This window comes from Roseivivax sediminis (assembly GCF_900112685.1).
Lineage (GTDB): Bacteria > Pseudomonadota > Alphaproteobacteria > Rhodobacterales > Rhodobacteraceae > Roseivivax > Roseivivax sediminis.
In genome coordinates, this window is the sequence record NZ_FOMS01000020.1 from 1 (window position 1) to 16,359 (window position 16,359).

Genomic DNA, 16,359 nt, shown 5'->3' on the forward strand with positions numbered 1-16,359 from the left:
AGCCATTTGTGGCCTCCTTCGTGGTGAGGCGGCGGGGTCTAGGTGCCCTCGTTCCGCCGATGGGCTGCGCCTCGGCCACCTGATCCGACCGAAAACGCATGTTTTCGGCGGAACAGAGTGGGAGAGGGCGAAGCCCGACCCACGGTCCTGGCCCGGAAAGTCAAAGGATCGGAGACGGGGGTTGGTGCGGCCCGCAGGCGAAGCCGAGGACACGGCCCCCGGCGGAGACGACGCCGCAGGCGGCGCTTGTCTTTTGACTTTCCGGGGCAGGACTGTTGGGCGGACCAACTGATAAGAAGATGGCAGGGCGGGGGTGAGCGGGCGTAGCCCGTCGATCCCCCGCCCTGTCTCCTGATCTTATGCGAGCCGCGCGCCCCGCGCGGCTCTCTCCCGACTATTCAGCCGCCAAAGTGGCGGCGTCGCACAAGCGACCGTCACCCGAATGGGCCGACACGGACCGGCCCGGGCGACCATCACGGCCGCGACAGCGGGCGGCTCGGGACGAGACGCACGCCGGCGCACCTGGGCCGCAGGGAGAACGGGACGGGCAGGCTCGGGGAGGACCGAAGGGACGACTAGGGCGCGGTCCCGGCCGGGCGTGTCCTCGAGCGAACGCACGAGGTCACGAACGGACGGGATGGGTCCCCTTACGGTTCGCGATTTCGGGACTCACGAAGTGCCGTGCCGATTCAACTCAAGGTCGCAATGCAGTAGTGAGCTAGGCGAAAGCACGGAGGGACCGTTGACGTATGCAGGCAAGATAGTCGTCGCGACCGCAACGTTAGCTATGTTGACGGGGTGCAAAGTGGATCTCAGCGAGATTACCGATGAGCAGCTTTTGCGCTTGCTCGGTGACAATACGACGCCGGCACAGATCACGACTAAGACGCGCGAGTGCGCGCAACTCATGTCGGGCCGTGCACCCGACGGCGCGGACAACATGCCCCAAGAGCTGCGGGACCAGCTCATTGCCGAGTGCGAAGCGACTTTGACGCGGCGACTGAGCGATGAATCGCGAAACGACACTGAGCTGACAATCGAAGACTTCGAGCGTGAGGCCCTGGCGGAGCGGATCATCGAGCTTGAGGCGGCTCAAGAGAGCGCGCTTGCAGCGCGGAAACGCGCGAGTGACGAGGAAAAACGGGAAGCGCTTCGGGCTGAGCTGGCGGAGGCGATTGATCGCGGAGACACCTTGAAGGTCGAGCTGCAAGAGCGCCGTCAGGCGCTCGCACCGCAATGCGCGAAGCTGAAAGACATGCGAAGCGAGTTAAAGGCGCGGGACCAGACAAACTCGCTCTTCCTGAAAGGTCTGCCTTTCATCTGTGGGGGATCGTCGTCGGGTCCGCTGGATGACAAATGGGAACAGCTCGAACGGTTTGAGCAAGAGGCGGCATCCTTCGAGCTACCGGACAGGGCTGGGCTCGGCTTCGTCCGGATACCGGAACCGCCGAGGGTCGATCTCGAAGAGATTGACGCGCAGGCGGGCGATGTTTCCGAGGCGGTCGAAGCGTATCAGAAAGCCTTGGATGCGCTCGAATGAGGCGGTGGAAGCGAAGATCGCGGTATCGCGGCAAGTACCGGGGAAAGTCGCGGGCAACGCTGCCTATGGTCATCGTGGTTGGCGTCGTGGTCGCGACAGCAGGGATCGAGCAGGATCGAGCCTGGGCGTGGCTCGATCCGGTCACTGATCGGATCGAGCAAGCTATACCAACCGGGACAAATCCGCAGAGTGAGGCAACCGCGCGACCTACAGTGATAGATGGCGACACGCTTGACGTTGGCGATAGGCGAATAAGGCTGTTCGGGATCGACGCGCCGGAATCCGACCAGACATGCCGACGCCCCGATGGGTCACTCTGGCGATGCGGACAAGCGGCGACGGCCGCTTTAGCAGGAAAGGTGCGCGGTCGGCAGATTGTGTGCGATGTGCGATCAACGGATCGCTACGGCCGAGCTGTCGCGATCTGCGAAGTCGGGCAAACGGAAGTAAACCGCTGGCTTGTGCGAGAAGGTTTGGCAGTCGCCTACCGGGAATACTCGCGACTGTATGTTCCGGAAGAAGAGGCTGCGCAGCAGCAGCGTCGTGGCATTTGGGCAACCGATTTCATGGCTCCGAGTGATTGGAGAACAAAGTGAGACCGATTTTGCAAAAAAAGCCTACTTTTTAGGGTATACTAGCAGCCCGATGCCGTGCCGCCTGCGCAAGCTACTTGCCCGGTCGGCGCTACATCGAGCTGGGTTGTCCGGACGTGACGAACGAGGTGTGAGCTACGGTCCGGCATTCCCATACGGCCGGGCGGAAAAGGACTAGGCAGACCCAAGGAGGGCGACATGGACATGCACCTATACGAAGTCGGTCGCGAGGATGGTCTGCGCGAAGCACACGCACGGTCCGACGAGGCCCCCGCTGATCTCATGTCGCTCGCGGTCGTCCTCGGGGTTGTCGGCGTGATCGCCTTCCCGTGGCTCTATCCCGTCTATTGGGTTGGCGACGTTCTAAGCTCGACCGGCTTTCACCTGGTGGGCGTGATTGCGATACTTGCCGTCGTTCTCGCGGCGAACGTATGGCTTCTCCTGGAAATATTCAGGCGCGTGCCAAGTCTCATTCTCGGTGCTGTAGGGGCTGTCCAAGGCGGCTACTTGGCATACCGGGAGCTGCATCTGATCGAGGATGCAACGTGGATGATCCTTGGTGTTATCCTAGGGGCGATTGCTGGCATGGCGCTCTTCGTCAACGTCGCATCTTGGGCCAAACAGAAGAGAGTGCGGCGAGCGGCTTCTGTTTGATCCAGCCGCGTGAGCGGCTTCTGCGCGAACAGCGCCAGTCCAGCCGATCCGGGTTCAGAAAAAAAGAAGCCCCGCCGAAGCGGGGCTAGGATTTTCTTCACCACGAAGAAATTACAGTTTCATGCCTAGCTGATCCCAAGCCGCTAGAAAAGGCTGAGCTGTAGATCTCAAACGAGAGGCTGTTCCCGTGGATGACACGACCTGCCAAGGGGAGGGGGATCGCCCGGCCACGCAGCTCGGTCCCCGGCCGAGACCGTGGTTGGGGGCGACCCCTTCGCCCCGTTAAGCGGACGGCCTTGCGTGGAGGAACCGGATCAAAATTGCGGGACGGAACTGCCTTTCGCTGCAAATGCTCAGTCCCCTCTACTTATACTGCGCTGAGCGGGAGGTGGACTTCTTCGTCGAAGGAATGCCGTGCCACAGCCCGCCATCTCGACAACTTTCTTGCATTGGCAGCGCCGCCGTTCCTCTGCGGATGGACTGGATTGGGTGCGGCCTCTCAACCAATGCGGCCAAGGGACGGAAAGGTCGCCAGCAGCCAATAGGCAAAGCGCGAAAGCTGACCGGTCATGATCGCAAGCCCCATCAGAACCATTACCCCGCCTGCGCCCCTGTAGAGCCACCGTCCTGCTTGTCCGATCCGTTTGACGCGCGCTGCTATGGCGTCCGTGAACAGGGCCGCCAGAAGGAAGGGCACGCCGAGCCCGATCGAATAGATCGCCAGCAGCCAGACGCCGTTCGAGAGGCTGCCCGCACTCGCGCTTACTGTTAGGATCGCCCCGAGGATCGGACCGATGCAGGGCGTCCAGCCGAAGGCGAAAGCAAGACCAAGGACATAGGCTCCTATCGGGCGCCCGCCGGGCACATCGAGATGGAACCGGGTGTCGCGCGCGAGACCACCGATGCGGAGAACCCCGAGCATGACCAGGCCGAACAGGACGATGATTGCCCCGCCGACAAAATTGAGTTCCGTCCTCCATGTCAGGAGCAGCGATCCAAGCGCACTGGCCCCGGCGCCCAGGGCCACAAAGACCGTCGAGAAGCCGAGGACGAAACAGGCGCTCAGGCCAAGGGCGCGGCTTCGGGCCAGCATACCGACATGTTGCGCGGTCCTGAGGCCGGGTTGACCGGCGATAAAGGAGACGTAGCCCGGCACCAGCGGCAGGACGCAGGGCGACAGGAACGAGATGGCGCCAGCAAGAAAGGCTGCGAAGACGCCGATCCCCGAAATTTCCAACATCTATGCCTCCTTGCGAAATGGCTTGGCGGCCCACCAGAAGCCGAGGAGCGGGATGATCAGCCATTGCAGTACAGGCGAAAGACCGGTGCCCACCAACGGCAGGGTCGGCATGCGCGCGGTGTAGTCCCAGGCCTCGCGCACCTCCACGTTCAGCCACTCGCTGAAGATCGTGTAGCCTATGCCCGCCAGCACGGTGACGATGGCGACCCATCGCGCCGCAAGACGATCCGCCGGCCATTCCCGTCCGAACAACAGAAGCGCTCCGACCAGGGTGCTGAGAGCGATCAGGATATCCCCCCCGGTGCAGTGCAGCCCCGCGAACAGGATCTCGCCCGCCGTTCCCTCATGCCAGATCGTGTAGAGCGGCATGTGACCGAACTCCCATGCCAGATGGGCCGGGATCACGACCGCGAAATACCGCCGCAGTGCGTCGAGAGACAGCATCGGTCGCTCTGCGCCGGAGCTGCGTGTCTGGCTCATCGGAAGACGTTCGTCAGCGTATGCCACCAGCCTTCCTCCTCGTGCCTGTGCTGCGCGTTGTTGATCAGCCCGCTCACGTAGAGCACGAGATTGGCGTTCTGGAACTCCATGCCGTGGAACTTGGCCGCGAGGCGCCCGCCGCGGTCGATCACGAAGGTCACCGGCGCGTGCATCATCGCGTCGCTCTCGGCCGACATGGTGAACTCGACGCCGTAATCGCTGGCCAGAGCCCGGGTCGTATCCTCGGGCTGGTCCGGACGTGTGGTCAGAAAGGTCCAGTTTGCCGTGTCGAGGTCGTGCCAGCCGGCGTAGTCGCGCAGAATGTTCGGGGTATCGTTCGCCGGGTCTGTGGTGATCGAGACGAACTCGACCATGTCTCCCATCGGCGAGGCGTTGATCGACTCCTGGATCGTCGCGATCTTGTCGGCATGGAGCGGGCAGACGTCCGGGCAACTCGCATAGATGAAATGCAGCACCACGACCTTGTCCTGGAGCTCGGACAGGCCGACCGGTCGTCCCTCGGCATCCTGAAGCTTGAAGCCGGGCGCCTGTTCGCCCTCGATCGGCTGGAAGTATTTCTCCATTTCCAGCATGCGCTCGTCGAGATTTTCGCCGGGATGATTGGCGAGGGCGGGCCATGCAGCCATCGCCAGGGCACCGGCAAGGACAAGGCGGCGGCTCGTCTGTTTCAGCATGGTTTCTTCCACTTCTTGTGGGCGCACAGGCACCGTCATTTGATGTGGTCCTCGATGAAGGCGATCATCTCGGGGGTGTCCCATTCCGCCGGGCCCATCAGGCGCCCCACTTCCTTGCCATCGGCGTTGATGAGCAGGGTGGCAGGCAGCCCGAAGGTCTTGAGGGCTGTCGCGGTCAACCCGGTCGAGTCCACGTAGATGTCGAGATTCTCGACGGCGATCTCGTCGAAGAACCGTCGCACTACGGGGATGCCCGCCCGGTCGATCGACACGGCGACGACCTCGAACTCCGGTCCGCCGAGCGCGCCTTCGAGCGCGTCGAGCGTCGGCATCTCCTCGACGCAGGGCGGGCACCAGGTGGCCCAGACATTGAGCAGGACCGTGCGGCCCCGGAAGTCTTCGAGATAGAGCCGGTTGCCCTCGTCCGTGACGAAGCGGAAGTTCGGCACCTCCTGCGGGGTCTCATGGAGGGTGAAGCCCTGCGGCCCGCCGGCCAGCGCCGCTGTTGCAGAGAAGAGGGCGGCGGCAGCCGCCAGAAGCAGATGTTTCATTCTATTGATTCCTCTGCCGCTGTTGCAGTTCCCGGGCCAGCGGCAGCATCGTGTTGTCGATGTCGGATTGCGTGAGGGGCCCCACGTGCCGGTAGGCGATGGTCCCGTTGGCCGCGATGACGTAAGTTTCGGGGATGCCGTAGACGCCCCATTCGATCCCGACGCGTCCATCAAGATCCGCCCCGATACGGGTATAGGGATCGCCGAGGTCGCCAAGCCAGGCGGCCGCTTGGTCAGGCGGGTCCTTGTAGTTGATGCCATAGATCGGCACCTCGCCCCTTTTGCTCATGGCCATGAAGATCGGGTGTTCCTGCCGGCAGGGCACGCACCAGGAGGCGAAGACATTGACCAGAGAGACGTGACCCGCGAGGTCGGACGTCGAGAGCCCCGTCTCGCGCCCCTGGACCGGCGGCAGATCGAACTCCGGCACTGACTTGTTAAGGAGGGCCGAGGGCAGCTCCTCGGAGCTGTTGAAGAGGCCCCAGGCGAAGACCGCGAACAGCAGGGTCGCCAGGAGCGGCACGACCACCAGCAAGGAGAGACGCGGTTTCCGTGAGATTTTCGGAACATTGGTCATCGGCGCATCTTCTCGCCGGCTTCGGCGCTCTGACGTCGTGCGGCTCCGCGTGTGCGGAGCCGCACGCAGCAGGTGGTCAGCAGAACGAGCAGCGCCAGGACCATTAAGAGACAGCCGGCCCAGAGCAGCCCAAGTCGCAGAAGCGAGTCCCACTGCCGGACACCGTCGGACAGCTCGGTCAACATGGCCAAGATCTCATCAGCTACGGAGATACTTGATCAGGGCCACGATCCCGAGCACCAGCACAGCCAGGACCAGGGCCCAGATCACGCCCATTCCGAGCATCATGCCCGGGCCCATCATTCCGCCGTTCATCATCATGCAATTCATCCTTGTTCAAGTTTCCTTAAAGAGCCGGCAGCTCCAGCATGACTGCCGGAGCTGCCCGCATGGTCATTTCACGGCGTAGACGGACGGCGCTTCGCCGTCCGCGATGCCGTAGATCGTGAACGGCTCCTGTTTCTGGCCGCCCATGCCGGGGGCGCCGAGCGGCATGCCCGGCAGGGTAACGCCTGTGAGTTCCGGCTTCTCTTCAAGGAGTCTGTCGACCACCTCGATCGGAACGTGGCCACTGACGACATAGTCGCCGAGGAAGGCGGTGTGGCAGCCCATGAGGTCTTCCGGGATGCCGGCCTCGGTGCTGATCTTCGACAGCTCGTGGGTCGGCTTCACCTCGACCTCGAAACCGTTGTCGCGGAGGTAGTCGGCGTAATTCTCGCAGCAGCCGCATTGCGGGTTCTTGTAGAGAACCACCTCTTCGCCAGCGGCGACGGGGGTCGCGCCGAGGCTGAGGGCAAAGGTGGCGGCGGCGGCAAGGGCAGCGAGGCCGCCCAGTCCAACTAGGGCCTTTTTCATCTTCTTCGTCCTTTCCTGGACAGGAATGTTTCAGTGATATTCGCTGTGCCGGGCCGTGCTGTCGCCCACGCGGACGACAGCCATCATTCCGGCGGCCTGGTGTTCGAGGATGTGGCAATGGAACATCCAGTCGCCGGCGTTATCGGCCACGAACGCGATCTCGACCCTTTCTTCCGGCGCGACGAGCACAGTGTCCTGCCATTCCCGATACCGGGTCGGTACGCCGTTTCGGGCAATGACCCGGAAGGAATGCCCGTGCAGATGGATCGGGTGATGCCAGGCGGTTCGGTTGTCCATTACGAAGATGTGGCTCGTGCCGATCGGCATCGAGATGAGCGGGTCCATCACATGGCCATCGGCCGCCTTGCCGTTGATGAACCACATCGCCCCGTTGCGCATCTGCTGCATCATGGAGCCCGCCTCGTCGCCCATCATCATCTGCCCCATCATGCCGCCATTGAAGACCACTTCGTGGCGCGTGGCGGCGGCGAGGTCCGGCTCGCGGAGCGGGTTCGCCGGTAGCTCGAGCGACCAGTCCGGAACGGTCTTCCGGAGAGGTGTTCCGTCGTAGCGGATGTCGACGAGATCATACTCGAGGCCCTGGTAGGCGATGTCGCGCAACGTCGTGTGACTTCCGGTGCGGCCGGCCATGTCGACCACCAGATCGATGCGCATGGCCGGGCCAATGACGACGATGCCCTCCCCCGGGGCGTGCGGCGTGACCGGCTGTCCGTCGAGCGCGACGATGACCGGCTCCAGATCGCCGAAGTCCAGCGCGAAGATCCGCGCGTTGGCCGCGTTGATGAGCCGCAAGCGGACGCGCTCGCCGCGACGCACCTCGACAGGGTCCGGAAGGGTGCCATTGATCGTCACCGTGTTGCCGACGCGCCCGTTGTGCGCCGCATCATGGCGGTTTCCGAAATCGTCGGAGATTTCGCCCGCCTCGGTCATACGCCAGTCGTCGAGCATCCAGGTCAGGTCCCGATCGACCCGGATCGGATCGTGCTCTTCGATGATGAGGGGCCCGTAGAGGCCGCGTCCTACCTGCTCGGAGGAACGCTGGTGGGGATGATACCAGAACGTGCCGGCGTCGACGGCGTCGAACTCGTAGAGGAACTCGCCGCCAACCGGGATCGGCGCCTGGGTCAGATGCGGGACACCGTCCATGGCGTTCGGCGTGCGGATGCCGTGCCAATGCATGGTCGTTCCCTCAGCGAGGCCGTTTTCCGCCCGCACGCGGATGCGCTCGCCCTGGCGCACCCGGATCTCGGGGCCCGGCACGCCACCGTTGTAGGCCCAGACTGCACTTGAGTTTTTAGGCCCACCGGACAGATAAACTCGCGACGGAGCAGCTCGTAGACGCATGGGCTCCGAAGCCGGTTGGGAGATGCCGGGCATCGGCATCGTTGCGGCTGCAAACGCGGCGCCGCCGAGGCGCAGCAGGCCGCGCCGGGTAAGAAGGACAGAAGAGGACATGGAGTCTGCCTTTATCTGAAGAGGGAGCATCGCGCAGAATACACGCGGACGCACTGCACCGATCAGCCAAGAACGGTCTGACCGATGACGGAAACTTCAGAGAGACAGTTTGGGGGGTGACGGCTCGGGGGGAGCGCTGCCGCCCGACAACAACGGCCGGTCGACTACGAAAAGCAGCCCGCGTGCCTGTTCACTTTCGACAAGAACCATTGGGCTAGTTGCCAAGGCCATCAGACCACCCGCCGCGCAAGGCGCAAGACAGGTGAGCTGACACTCCGTAACCGGAGCGTCGACACAGTCGTCGCAGTCGGACATCGCCTGCATCGTCTCCGAGGGCACTGCCGCAGCCGCGCCGCCTGGTCCAAGCGGCCCCAGAAGACTGACCGTCAGCGACAGCACAAGAAGGAGAATCAGTGAACGCATCATTGAAGGCGAAAATGGGGCTTCCGGTGCTGGAAGGTAAATCGACGACAGATCACTTCTCCGTGGGCCATCATGGCGCGGCGAGTAAGGATCATCGGTGTCTACTTTCAGGTCGTTGCGGATGCATGATCGGGGCGGGTCTTCCCGCTGTTCAGACTGAAACGCCCCGTAGGTTCAAGCGTGCCGGTGGGCCGGAAGAAGAGTAGCCGGAGCGCGTTCATCGTGACCAGCACCGTGGCGCCGGTATCCGCGAGGATCGCGATCCAGAGGCCGGTGATCCCGAGCACGGTGGTCACCAGGAATACCGCCTTGAGCCCGAGCGCTATCGCGATGTTCTGGCGGATGTTCGACATGGTGGCCCGGGCGAGGCGGACCTTTGCGGCCACATCGGTCACGCGGTTGCGCAGGATCGCCGCGTCGGCCGTCTCCAGTGCGACGTCGGTGCCCGAGCCCATGGCGACGCCGACATGGGCGGCGGCGAGCGCGGGCGCATCGTTTATCCCATCGCCGATCATCATCACCCGGGCGTCCGTCGTCAGGTCGCGTATCGCCGTGACCTTGTCTTCCGGCATGAGTTCGGAGCGATGCTCGATTCCGAGACCGTCGGCGATGGCCTGCGCCGTGCGCGGGTTGTCCCCGGTCAGCATGATCGAAGAGATGCCGAGCGCACGGAGCTGCGCGACAGCGTCCGCCGCATCGGCACGCGGTTCGTCTCGCAGCGCGATGAGGCCTTGGGGCACATCATCGCGCAAGACGATAACCACCGTCTTGCCGTCGGCTTCCAGCGCCGACACGCGAGTCCGGAGGTCGTCCTTGAGCGCACCGCGCTCGTCCGCCAGCCGCGGCGAGCCCACGCAGACGGTCGCGCCCTCGATGGACGCCTCCGCACCTTTGCCGGGGAGCGCGCGGCCGCCGGTCGCCGCCGCCGCGTCGACGCCTCGCCGCTCGGCCTCGGCGCAGATCGCCTGGCCGAGCGGGTGGCTCGCGCCGCTCTCGACGCCGGCGGCGAGCGCCAAGAGGTCTTCTTCGCGTCCGCTCAGCACTGCGACATCCGTTACGCGAGGCTTGCCGTGCGTGAGCGTTCCGGTCTTGTCAAAGGCGACACGGGTGGTGCGGGCGGTCGCCTCGATCACCGCGCCGCCCTTCATCAGCAGGCCGTTGCGCGCACCGGTGGAAAGCGCCGAGGTGATGGATGCGGGCACCGAGATGACCAGCGCACAGGGACAGCCGATCAGCAGCAGCGCCAGCGCGCGGTAGACCCATTCGCCCCATGCGAGGCCGAAGGCCAGAGGCGGGACGACTGCCACCAGGAGCGCGGCCCCCACGACGGCGGGCATGTAGATGCGGCTGAACCGGTCGATGAACCGCTCGGTCGGTGCGCGGGCGCTCTCGGCCTCTTCCACGAGACGGACGATGCGGGCGATGGTGTTGTCCTCGGCCGTCTTCGTGACCCGCACGCGCAGGAGCGCTTCGGCATTGATCGACCCCGCGAAGACCTCTGCGCCCGGCTCCTTGAGGCTCGGGACACTCTCGCCGGTCACCGGGCTCTCGTCGACGCCCGACGTGCCACTCATCACCTCGCCGTCGCAGGGAACGCGGTCGCCGGGGCGGACCTGCACGACCTGGCCGACCTCGAGTTTCTCCGCCGGGACCTCACGTGTCTTGCCCCCCACTTCGAGCCGCGCCGTCTTGGGCACGAGCTTCGAGAGCGCCCGGATGCTGTCACGCGCCTTGCCGGCCGACACGCCTTCCAGGAGTTCACCAACGGCGAAGAGGAAGACGACGAGCGCCGCCTCCTCCGGCTCGCCGATCACCAGCGCGCCGCCGGCGGCGATGGTCATCAGCATCTCGATGGTGAAGGGCATGCCCGCCCGCGTCATGGCAAAGGCACGCTGCGCCACGGGCACGATCCCAACGAGCGTTGCCAGGACAAACGCCCATTGGGCGATCTCTGCCGGGAAGACGAGGTGGGACGCCCAGGCCGCGGCAAGCAGTGCGCCGGTGCCGAGCACCAGACGGCCCTTGGAGGATTCCATCCAAGAACTCGGCGCGTCGTCGGCCGGCTCGTCCATGTCCCCCGTCTCGCTGTCTGTCTCCGAGCTCTCCGCAGCATCTGGAAACGCGCCATCCGGAAGGACGAAACCGCCCTTGGGCTTTTCCGGTCGCGCGCCTTTGGGCGCGATGCCGAAGCCGACGCCGCGCACGGCCTCCTCGATCCTCTCGGGCGGTGTCTGCGTCTCATCGAGCGTTAGTCGCAGCCGCTCGGCCATGAGAGCCACATCGACATCCTCGACGCCAGGCAGGCGCTCGACCGCACCGCGTACCTTGGCGGCGCATGATCCGCAATCCATGCCCGTCACGCGCCACTCGCGGTGGCCTGCGCTTACGTCTGCCATGATGGCTCTCCGTGGTGAGTCCTCGATCGGAACTCGATATACGACCTACAGCCGCTGTAGGTTCAAGGGCAAATAGCAATTTCACTAAACTCGAACGATTTCCGAGCTTTATCTGGAGCGGCGGTCTTATCTATCCCATCGCTGCACTCGCCAAGATTGCCGGTTGCTTCGCCATCTGGGCGTGGTGCCTCAAACCTCTGGCTATTACCGGGACTTGCAAGCCTTGCTGCGTTCGGCTGGCTGCTCGCGCAGGTCGACACCGAGCTTGCCGGTCGGGCCTATACTGCCTATGACAGCGTCTATCTCGCCGCCTACGACCCATACCGTCGGCCCAAAGGTCTGCGGCGGCCAGACGCGACGGTCGGGTCTTGCAATGGACCATGTGACGGCAATCAACGTCAGTGCGAATGCCCGACATGTTCGTTGGCCGTGCCGTGCCCATAGAGATCGGCATCCTCATGGGCACAATCCTCGTGCTCGAACTCGAGACTCGAATGAGCAATGCCGAAGCGGTCCTGTAGCGTGTCCTTGATGCGCTTCTTGGTTGACTCGATGTTCGCCCAGCCTTTCCCCGTCAGGACGACACGGCAATCGAGTGCGACTTGGTGCTCTTGCATCTGCCACAGATGGACGTGGTGGACGTCGGCCACCCCCTCTGTGCCGCGCATTGTGTCTATGACACTCTCGCAATCGAGGTCAGGCGGGCTGCCCAGCATCAGCGTTCGGATCGGGCCGCCTATCTCGGTGAAGGCTAGATATAGAATGTAGAGAGCGATTCCGATCGTAATCGCCGGGTCGACCCAACGCAGGTCATAGAGAATGATGAGCGATCCGCCGACGATCACAGCGACCGACGCGAGCGCATCGGAGAGGTTGTGCAGGAACAAGGCGCGAATGTTCACGCTGCCCTTTTGCATGGAATAGGTCAGCAGCGCGGTAAGGGTGTCCACGACCAGTGCGACACCGCCCAGGATCACGACCGTCCAGCCTTGAACCTCTGGTGGGTCGATCATCCGCATGCCGCCCTCGTAGATCAGGTAGAAACCTATCAGAATAAGCGTGGTGTAGTTGATCAGCGCGGCGACGATCTCGATCCGGCCGTAGCCAAAGGTCATGCGCTCATCCGCCGGTCGCCGGGCGATTTTGCGCGCGGCGAAGGCGATCACAAGCGACGCCATGTCCGAGAAATTGTGTAGCGCGTCAGCGATCAGCGCCAGGCTGCCCGAAAGGATCCCGCCGACGATCTGCGCGACGGTCAGAAGTCCGTTAGCCCAGATCGCGACAGACACGCGGCGGTCGCCGGATTTTGGGTCGATATGAGCATGGCTATGATCGTGCGGCACGGAAAGCTCCTCGAATCGGTCGAGGAGCAATTTAGTTGCTATAGTGGCTGTAGCTTCAATGCCTTTAACTACTTCCGACCGAGACATTGGGCCTTCGGCTATCCGATGCTGCCAAGGACCGGGAAGGTTTCGAGCAACCAAAAGGCAAGACGGTTGATCTGGCCGGTCATCACGCCGAGCCCCATCAGCACCATCAGCCCGCCCGCAATGCGATAGAGCCACCGGCCTGTCGCTCCGATCCGTTTGAGTTTGCCCGCGATTTCATTGGTAAAGAGCGCGATCAGCAGGAACGGCACGCCCAGACCCACGGAATAGATGGCCAGAAGCGCCACGCCATCCGCGCCCGATGTCGTGCTCACCGCGAGTATCGAGCCGAGCACTGGCCCGATGCAGGGCGTCCAACCAAAGGCAAAGGCGAGACCCAGAAGATAAGCCCCCACCGCGTTGCCGCCTTTCGTTGCGACATCGGGCCTTGTGTCGCGCATCATCGCGGGGACCCGGATCGCCCCCATCATCACCATCCCGAAAAGTACGATTAGAGCGCCCCCCGCAAGACCCAGTTCGTATTTCCAGCGCAGCAGCATTCCGCCCAAAAGGTTTGCCCCGGCCCCGAGCGCCACGAAGACCGTGGAAAACCCGAGCACGAACCAGAGGCTCAGGATCACACTGCGCACCCGGTCGCCGATGGCTGTCGCCGTTCCCGATGCCAGAGCAGGTTGCCCCGCGATATAGGAGACATATCCTGGAGCCAGTGGCAGAACGCAGGGTGACAGAAACGAGACCGTCCCGCCCAAAAAGGCTGCGATGATTCCCACACCGGAGATTTCGAACATTCAGTTGCCGCCTTTCCTGCACCTCAGTCGAACGGGCTTTTAAGGGCTACGACGGGTTTAGCTTCAAGAGAATTTCCTAGACTTGGCGCGGCGCCGCCAAGATGATCGCTGCCCCGACAAGGCAGATCGCGGTGCCAATCACATCCCACCTGTCTGGCCGCTGTCCCTCGACCAGCCACATCCAGAGAACCGAGGCCGCGATATAGACGCCCCCGTAGGCCGCAAAAGCGCGCCCCGCCGCGGTGGCCTCGACTTGGGCGAGTAACCACCCGAAGAGCGCAAGCGCAAGAAGACCCGGGGCCAACCAGAGCGGCGAGGTCCCGAGGCGCCACCATGCCCAGATCGCGAAGCAACCGGCGATCTCGGCCAACGCGGCCAGAGGATAGGCGATCGCCGCGCCCATGCCTCACGCCCCGATCCCGTCGTGGTCGGTCAAGCATGCGGCGTGATCGCGCAGAACCTCGAGCACGCGGCAATCGGCCGTCCGCCCGCCGCTGCATTCATGCACCATCCGATTCAGCTCCGTGCGCAGCGCCTCGAGCCGAGCGATCCGCCGCTCCACCTGCTTCAATTGCCGCCGCGCGATCGCATCGGCCTCATGGCAGGGCCGGTTGGGATGGTCGCCGAGGTCCAGGAGTTCTCGAATGGCATCGAGCGAAAAGCCAAGCTGGCGCGAATGGCGGATGAAGGACAGCCGGTCGATCTCGGCATCGCCATAGCGCCGCTGCCCGCCTTCGGTCCGGCCCGGCTCGGGCATAAGTTCGATCTGCTCGTAGTAGCGGATGGTCTGCACCTTGGTGCCGGTCTTCTTCGCCAAGTTGCCGATCGTGAGCATCTACGCCTCCATCAAACGTACAGTCGTGGTAGATTCGATCGGCCGCTTTGGCAACGACGCCATGGCTTTCACATGCATGTGACAAAGTGCGGCAGCCGCGGTGAAAGGAGTTGAACCTCTAGTGGCTAGAGGATGTATCCGCGCCGTTATCAAAAACGGCAGGCAGGCGGTTTACGTGACGCTGACATTCCTTCGAAAAGTACTTTGGGCCTCGGTGGGCGTTGCAGCGCTGGCATTGGTCTGGCTTCTTCTCTGGGCGGATTATCGTGCCGATCGTGCACGCACCGAGACGGAACCCGTTTTCCGAGCGAATTTCGAGCTGACCGATCACAGCGGGATGGTCCGCACCCAGGAGGATTTTGCGGGCCAGTGGATGCTGATCTTCTTCGGCTTCGCCAATTGCCCGGACATCTGCCCGACCACCCTTTCCGAGGTTGCCGCGGTCATGGACGGTCTGGGGGAGAACGCGGAGCAGGTTCAGCCGCTCTTCATCTCGATCGACCCGGAGCGCGACACGCCGGAGAACCTTGCCGACTATGTGCCGGTTTTTAATGCTGGCATCCTCGGCCTGACCGGAACGCCCGACCAGATCGAACGAACGGCCGAGAACTTCCCCATCTTCTACGAGAAAATCGAGGAGGCCTCCGCGCCGGACGGTTACACGATGAGCCACACGTCACACCTGTTCCTGTTCGGCCCAGATGCGGGCCTTGTCACGACCTGGAGCTATGGGACGCCAGCCGAGGAGATCCTCGCCGATCTGCGTAAACGGATCACCAGATGAAGCCGAGAGTTTCCGCCGATACAGCACTCGCCGCTGCATGGATCGTGGCGCTGGCTGCATCGCTCGCCGTCCTGTTCATCGGCGAGGTGCTGGGTCAGATGCCGTGCCTTCTGTGTTGGTACCAGCGCGCGTTCATGTTCCCGCTGGCCGTCGTTCTGGGTCTCGGGCTGTGGTGGCAGGACCGCCGGATCGGGCGTTACGGCATGGCTCTCGGCCTTGGCGGAGCAGCGATCGCGCTCTGGCACTCGGGTCTCTACGTCGGTCTCGTTCCCGAACCGATCCAGCCATGCACAGCGACCGGTCCTTCCTGTACCGACGACAACCAGTTGGTTCTCGGCATCCCGATCCCGTTTCTGTCGCTCATCGCCTTCGTGCTGGTCGCCGGGCTGTCGGCATTTTCCTTGAAGGAACCACATTCATGAACCGAAAATCACTCGTCCTGTCAGTCCTGGTGCTTGCCCTCGCCGGCTTCGCGCTCGCTGCCTGGTTCGCCACCCGTCCCGCGCCAGTAGCGCAGACCGCGTCGGTTCCGGCGGAACAGGCGGAGGCCCTACTGCGCCCCTATTCGCCGGTTCTGGGACCGGAAGAGGCGCCGGTCACCATCGTCGAGTTCTTCGATCCGGCCTGCGAGGCCTGCCGTGCCTTCTATCCCGTGGTGAAGGACATCATGGCTGAGCATGGCGATGCCGTCCGTCTCGCGATCCGCTACACCCCGTTCCATGGGGAAGCCTCGGAAGAGGCCATTCGCGTCCTGGAAGCCGCCCGGATGCAGGGTGTCTATGAGCCCGTTTTGGAGGCCATCCTGCGCGAGCAACCACGCTGGGCGTCGCATGGCGCGCCGGAACCGGGGCTGATCCTCGAGGTCGCCGCCACGGCGGGTCTAGATGCTGAAGCCGCAGAGACGCAGATGATGGCTCCTGACGTCATCGGCATACTCAACCAGGACCGAGCAGACGTCGAGACCGTCGGCGTGAGCGGGACGCCGACCTTCTTCGTCAACGGCAAGCCGCTCGATCCATTCGGAGAGGCGCAACTCCGGGCGCTGGTCGCGTCGGAAGTGGAGGCCGCCGGGATCTGATCCGAC

19 protein-coding genes and 1 pseudogene are annotated in these 16,359 nt (G+C 63.7%); 7 read left to right on the forward strand and 13 right to left on the reverse strand.

Going from position 1 to position 16,359, the window contains the following annotated elements; translation table 11 throughout:
• Positions 1–742: 742 nt before the first annotated feature.
• The 3 genes from F3H57_RS20710 (at position 743) to F3H57_RS20720 (ending at position 2,787) form a co-directional block, all read left to right on the forward strand.
• Positions 743–1,540 (forward strand): hypothetical protein, encoded by a 798-nt coding sequence (locus F3H57_RS20710; RefSeq protein WP_188129781.1) that lies wholly within the window; start codon positions 743–745, stop codon positions 1,538–1,540.
• A 65-nt stretch (positions 1,541–1,605) separates the two neighbouring features.
• Entirely contained in the window at positions 1,606–2,136 is a 531-nt protein-coding gene (locus F3H57_RS23015; protein ID WP_149758646.1) for a thermonuclease family protein, read from the forward strand.
• Between the two features lie 195 nt (positions 2,137–2,331).
• The gene (locus F3H57_RS20720; protein ID WP_149758648.1) at positions 2,332–2,787 is read left to right on the forward strand and encodes a hypothetical protein; all 456 of its coding nucleotides are present in this window, start codon (positions 2,332–2,334) and stop codon (positions 2,785–2,787) included.
• Between the two features lie 499 nt (positions 2,788–3,286).
• On the opposite strand, the gene F3H57_RS20725 is transcribed toward F3H57_RS20720, so the two are convergent.
• The 9 genes from F3H57_RS20725 to F3H57_RS20760 form a co-directional block, all read right to left on the reverse strand.
• Positions 3,287–4,027: a cytochrome c biogenesis CcdA family protein gene (locus F3H57_RS20725; RefSeq protein WP_177190537.1), complete on the reverse strand. Its 741-nt coding sequence runs from the start codon at positions 4,025–4,027 to the stop codon at positions 3,287–3,289.
• Positions 4,028–4,507: a hypothetical protein gene (locus F3H57_RS20730; protein ID WP_092696168.1), complete on the reverse strand. Its 480-nt coding sequence runs from the start codon at positions 4,505–4,507 to the stop codon at positions 4,028–4,030.
• The gene (locus tag F3H57_RS20735; protein ID WP_149758649.1) at positions 4,504–5,202 is read right to left on the reverse strand and encodes an SCO family protein; all 699 of its coding nucleotides are present in this window, start codon (positions 5,200–5,202) and stop codon (positions 4,504–4,506) included. Before F3H57_RS20735 ends, F3H57_RS20730 begins: the two co-directional genes overlap by 4 nt.
• Positions 5,203–5,237: 35 nt before the next feature.
• Positions 5,238–5,753, reverse strand: coding sequence for a TlpA family protein disulfide reductase (locus tag F3H57_RS20740; RefSeq protein WP_092696166.1), 516 nt, complete (start codon positions 5,751–5,753; stop codon positions 5,238–5,240).
• 1 nt (position 5,754) lies between these two features.
• Complete coding sequence (locus F3H57_RS20745; protein ID WP_092696165.1) at positions 5,755–6,330, reverse strand: DsbE family thiol:disulfide interchange protein; 576 nt, start codon at positions 6,328–6,330, stop codon at positions 5,755–5,757.
• 198 nt (positions 6,331–6,528) lie between these two features.
• Positions 6,529–6,651, reverse strand: coding sequence for a hypothetical protein (locus F3H57_RS22840; protein ID WP_262504529.1), 123 nt, complete (start codon positions 6,649–6,651; stop codon positions 6,529–6,531).
• Between the two features lie 72 nt (positions 6,652–6,723).
• A complete protein-coding gene (locus F3H57_RS20750; protein WP_092696163.1) occupies positions 6,724–7,185 on the reverse strand; it encodes a DUF411 domain-containing protein in 462 nt (153 codons plus the stop codon).
• A gap of 30 nt (positions 7,186–7,215) precedes the next feature.
• Complete coding sequence (locus tag F3H57_RS20755) at positions 7,216–8,661, reverse strand: multicopper oxidase family protein (RefSeq protein ID WP_092696162.1); 1,446 nt, start codon at positions 8,659–8,661, stop codon at positions 7,216–7,218.
• A gap of 530 nt (positions 8,662–9,191) precedes the next feature.
• The gene (locus tag F3H57_RS20760) at positions 9,192–11,480 is read right to left on the reverse strand and encodes a heavy metal translocating P-type ATPase (protein WP_149758651.1); all 2,289 of its coding nucleotides are present in this window, start codon (positions 11,478–11,480) and stop codon (positions 9,192–9,194) included.
• Positions 11,481–11,590: 110 nt separating this feature from the next.
• Here F3H57_RS20760 and F3H57_RS22660 point away from each other — a divergent pair.
• A pseudogene (locus F3H57_RS22660) lies at positions 11,591–11,792 on the forward strand (YnfA family protein); the annotation flags it as partial.
• 86 nt (positions 11,793–11,878) lie between these two features.
• On the opposite strand, the gene F3H57_RS20770 reads toward F3H57_RS22660, so the two are convergent.
• From F3H57_RS20770 to F3H57_RS20785, 4 genes are all read right to left on the reverse strand, one after another.
• Entirely contained in the window at positions 11,879–12,823 is a 945-nt protein-coding gene (locus tag F3H57_RS20770) for a cation diffusion facilitator family transporter (protein WP_149758653.1), read from the reverse strand.
• Positions 12,824–12,921: 98 nt separating this feature from the next.
• Positions 12,922–13,656 (reverse strand): cytochrome c biogenesis CcdA family protein, encoded by a 735-nt coding sequence (locus F3H57_RS20775; RefSeq protein WP_149758655.1) that lies wholly within the window; start codon positions 13,654–13,656, stop codon positions 12,922–12,924.
• Positions 13,657–13,732: 76 nt separating this feature from the next.
• Complete coding sequence (locus F3H57_RS20780; protein WP_092696159.1) at positions 13,733–14,059, reverse strand: YnfA family protein; 327 nt, start codon at positions 14,057–14,059, stop codon at positions 13,733–13,735.
• Positions 14,060–14,062: 3 nt separating this feature from the next.
• The gene (locus tag F3H57_RS20785) at positions 14,063–14,491 is read right to left on the reverse strand and encodes a MerR family transcriptional regulator (RefSeq protein ID WP_149758657.1); all 429 of its coding nucleotides are present in this window, start codon (positions 14,489–14,491) and stop codon (positions 14,063–14,065) included.
• 175 nt (positions 14,492–14,666) lie between these two features.
• Between F3H57_RS20785 and F3H57_RS20790 the strand changes: the two genes are divergently transcribed.
• Genes F3H57_RS20790 through F3H57_RS20800 form a run of 3 tightly spaced genes read left to right on the forward strand, consistent with a single transcriptional unit; the run spans position 14,667 to position 16,353 of the window.
• Positions 14,667–15,275, forward strand: a complete 609-nt coding sequence (locus F3H57_RS20790; protein WP_149758659.1) for an SCO family protein — start codon at positions 14,667–14,669, stop codon at positions 15,273–15,275.
• Positions 15,272–15,697, forward strand: coding sequence for a disulfide bond formation protein B (locus F3H57_RS20795; protein WP_092696156.1), 426 nt, complete (start codon positions 15,272–15,274; stop codon positions 15,695–15,697). Before F3H57_RS20790 ends, F3H57_RS20795 begins: the two co-directional genes overlap by 4 nt.
• Positions 15,694–16,353 carry a DsbA family protein gene (locus F3H57_RS20800; protein WP_092696155.1) on the forward strand — a complete coding sequence of 220 codons (660 nt, stop codon included), beginning with the start codon at positions 15,694–15,696 and terminating at the stop codon, positions 16,351–16,353. Before F3H57_RS20795 ends, F3H57_RS20800 begins: the two co-directional genes overlap by 4 nt.
• Positions 16,354–16,359: the final 6 nt, after the last annotated feature.

Bases quoted from the DNA above. Each gene is read 5' to 3' on its own strand.
- F3H57_RS20780 (WP_092696159.1), bottom strand. From the start codon at position 14,059: ATGGGCGCGGCGATCGCCTATCCTCTGGCCGCGTTGGCCGAGATCGCC.
- F3H57_RS20800 (WP_092696155.1), top strand. From the start codon at position 15,694: ATGAACCGAAAATCACTCGTCCTGTCAGTCCTGGTGCTTGCCCTCGCC.
- F3H57_RS20735 (WP_149758649.1), bottom strand. From the start codon at position 5,202: ATGCTGAAACAGACGAGCCGCCGCCTTGTCCTTGCCGGTGCCCTGGCG.
- F3H57_RS20785 (WP_149758657.1), bottom strand. From the start codon at position 14,491: ATGCTCACGATCGGCAACTTGGCGAAGAAGACCGGCACCAAGGTGCAG.
- F3H57_RS20750 (WP_092696163.1), bottom strand. From the start codon at position 7,185: ATGAAAAAGGCCCTAGTTGGACTGGGCGGCCTCGCTGCCCTTGCCGCC.
- F3H57_RS20795 (WP_092696156.1), top strand. From the start codon at position 15,272: ATGAAGCCGAGAGTTTCCGCCGATACAGCACTCGCCGCTGCATGGATC.
- F3H57_RS20740 (WP_092696166.1), bottom strand. From the start codon at position 5,753: ATGAAACATCTGCTTCTGGCGGCTGCCGCCGCCCTCTTCTCTGCAACA.
- F3H57_RS20730 (WP_092696168.1), bottom strand. From the start codon at position 4,507: ATGAGCCAGACACGCAGCTCCGGCGCAGAGCGACCGATGCTGTCTCTC.
- F3H57_RS20775 (WP_149758655.1), bottom strand. From the start codon at position 13,656: ATGTTCGAAATCTCCGGTGTGGGAATCATCGCAGCCTTTTTGGGCGGG.
- F3H57_RS23015 (WP_149758646.1), top strand. From the start codon at position 1,606: ATGGTCATCGTGGTTGGCGTCGTGGTCGCGACAGCAGGGATCGAGCAG.
- F3H57_RS20760 (WP_149758651.1), bottom strand. From the start codon at position 11,480: ATGGCAGACGTAAGCGCAGGCCACCGCGAGTGGCGCGTGACGGGCATG.
- F3H57_RS20745 (WP_092696165.1), bottom strand. From the start codon at position 6,330: ATGACCAATGTTCCGAAAATCTCACGGAAACCGCGTCTCTCCTTGCTG.
- F3H57_RS20720 (WP_149758648.1), top strand. From the start codon at position 2,332: ATGGACATGCACCTATACGAAGTCGGTCGCGAGGATGGTCTGCGCGAA.
- F3H57_RS20725 (WP_177190537.1), bottom strand. From the start codon at position 4,027: ATGTTGGAAATTTCGGGGATCGGCGTCTTCGCAGCCTTTCTTGCTGGC.
- F3H57_RS20755 (WP_092696162.1), bottom strand. From the start codon at position 8,661: ATGTCCTCTTCTGTCCTTCTTACCCGGCGCGGCCTGCTGCGCCTCGGC.
- F3H57_RS22840 (WP_262504529.1), bottom strand. From the start codon at position 6,651: ATGATGATGAACGGCGGAATGATGGGCCCGGGCATGATGCTCGGAATG.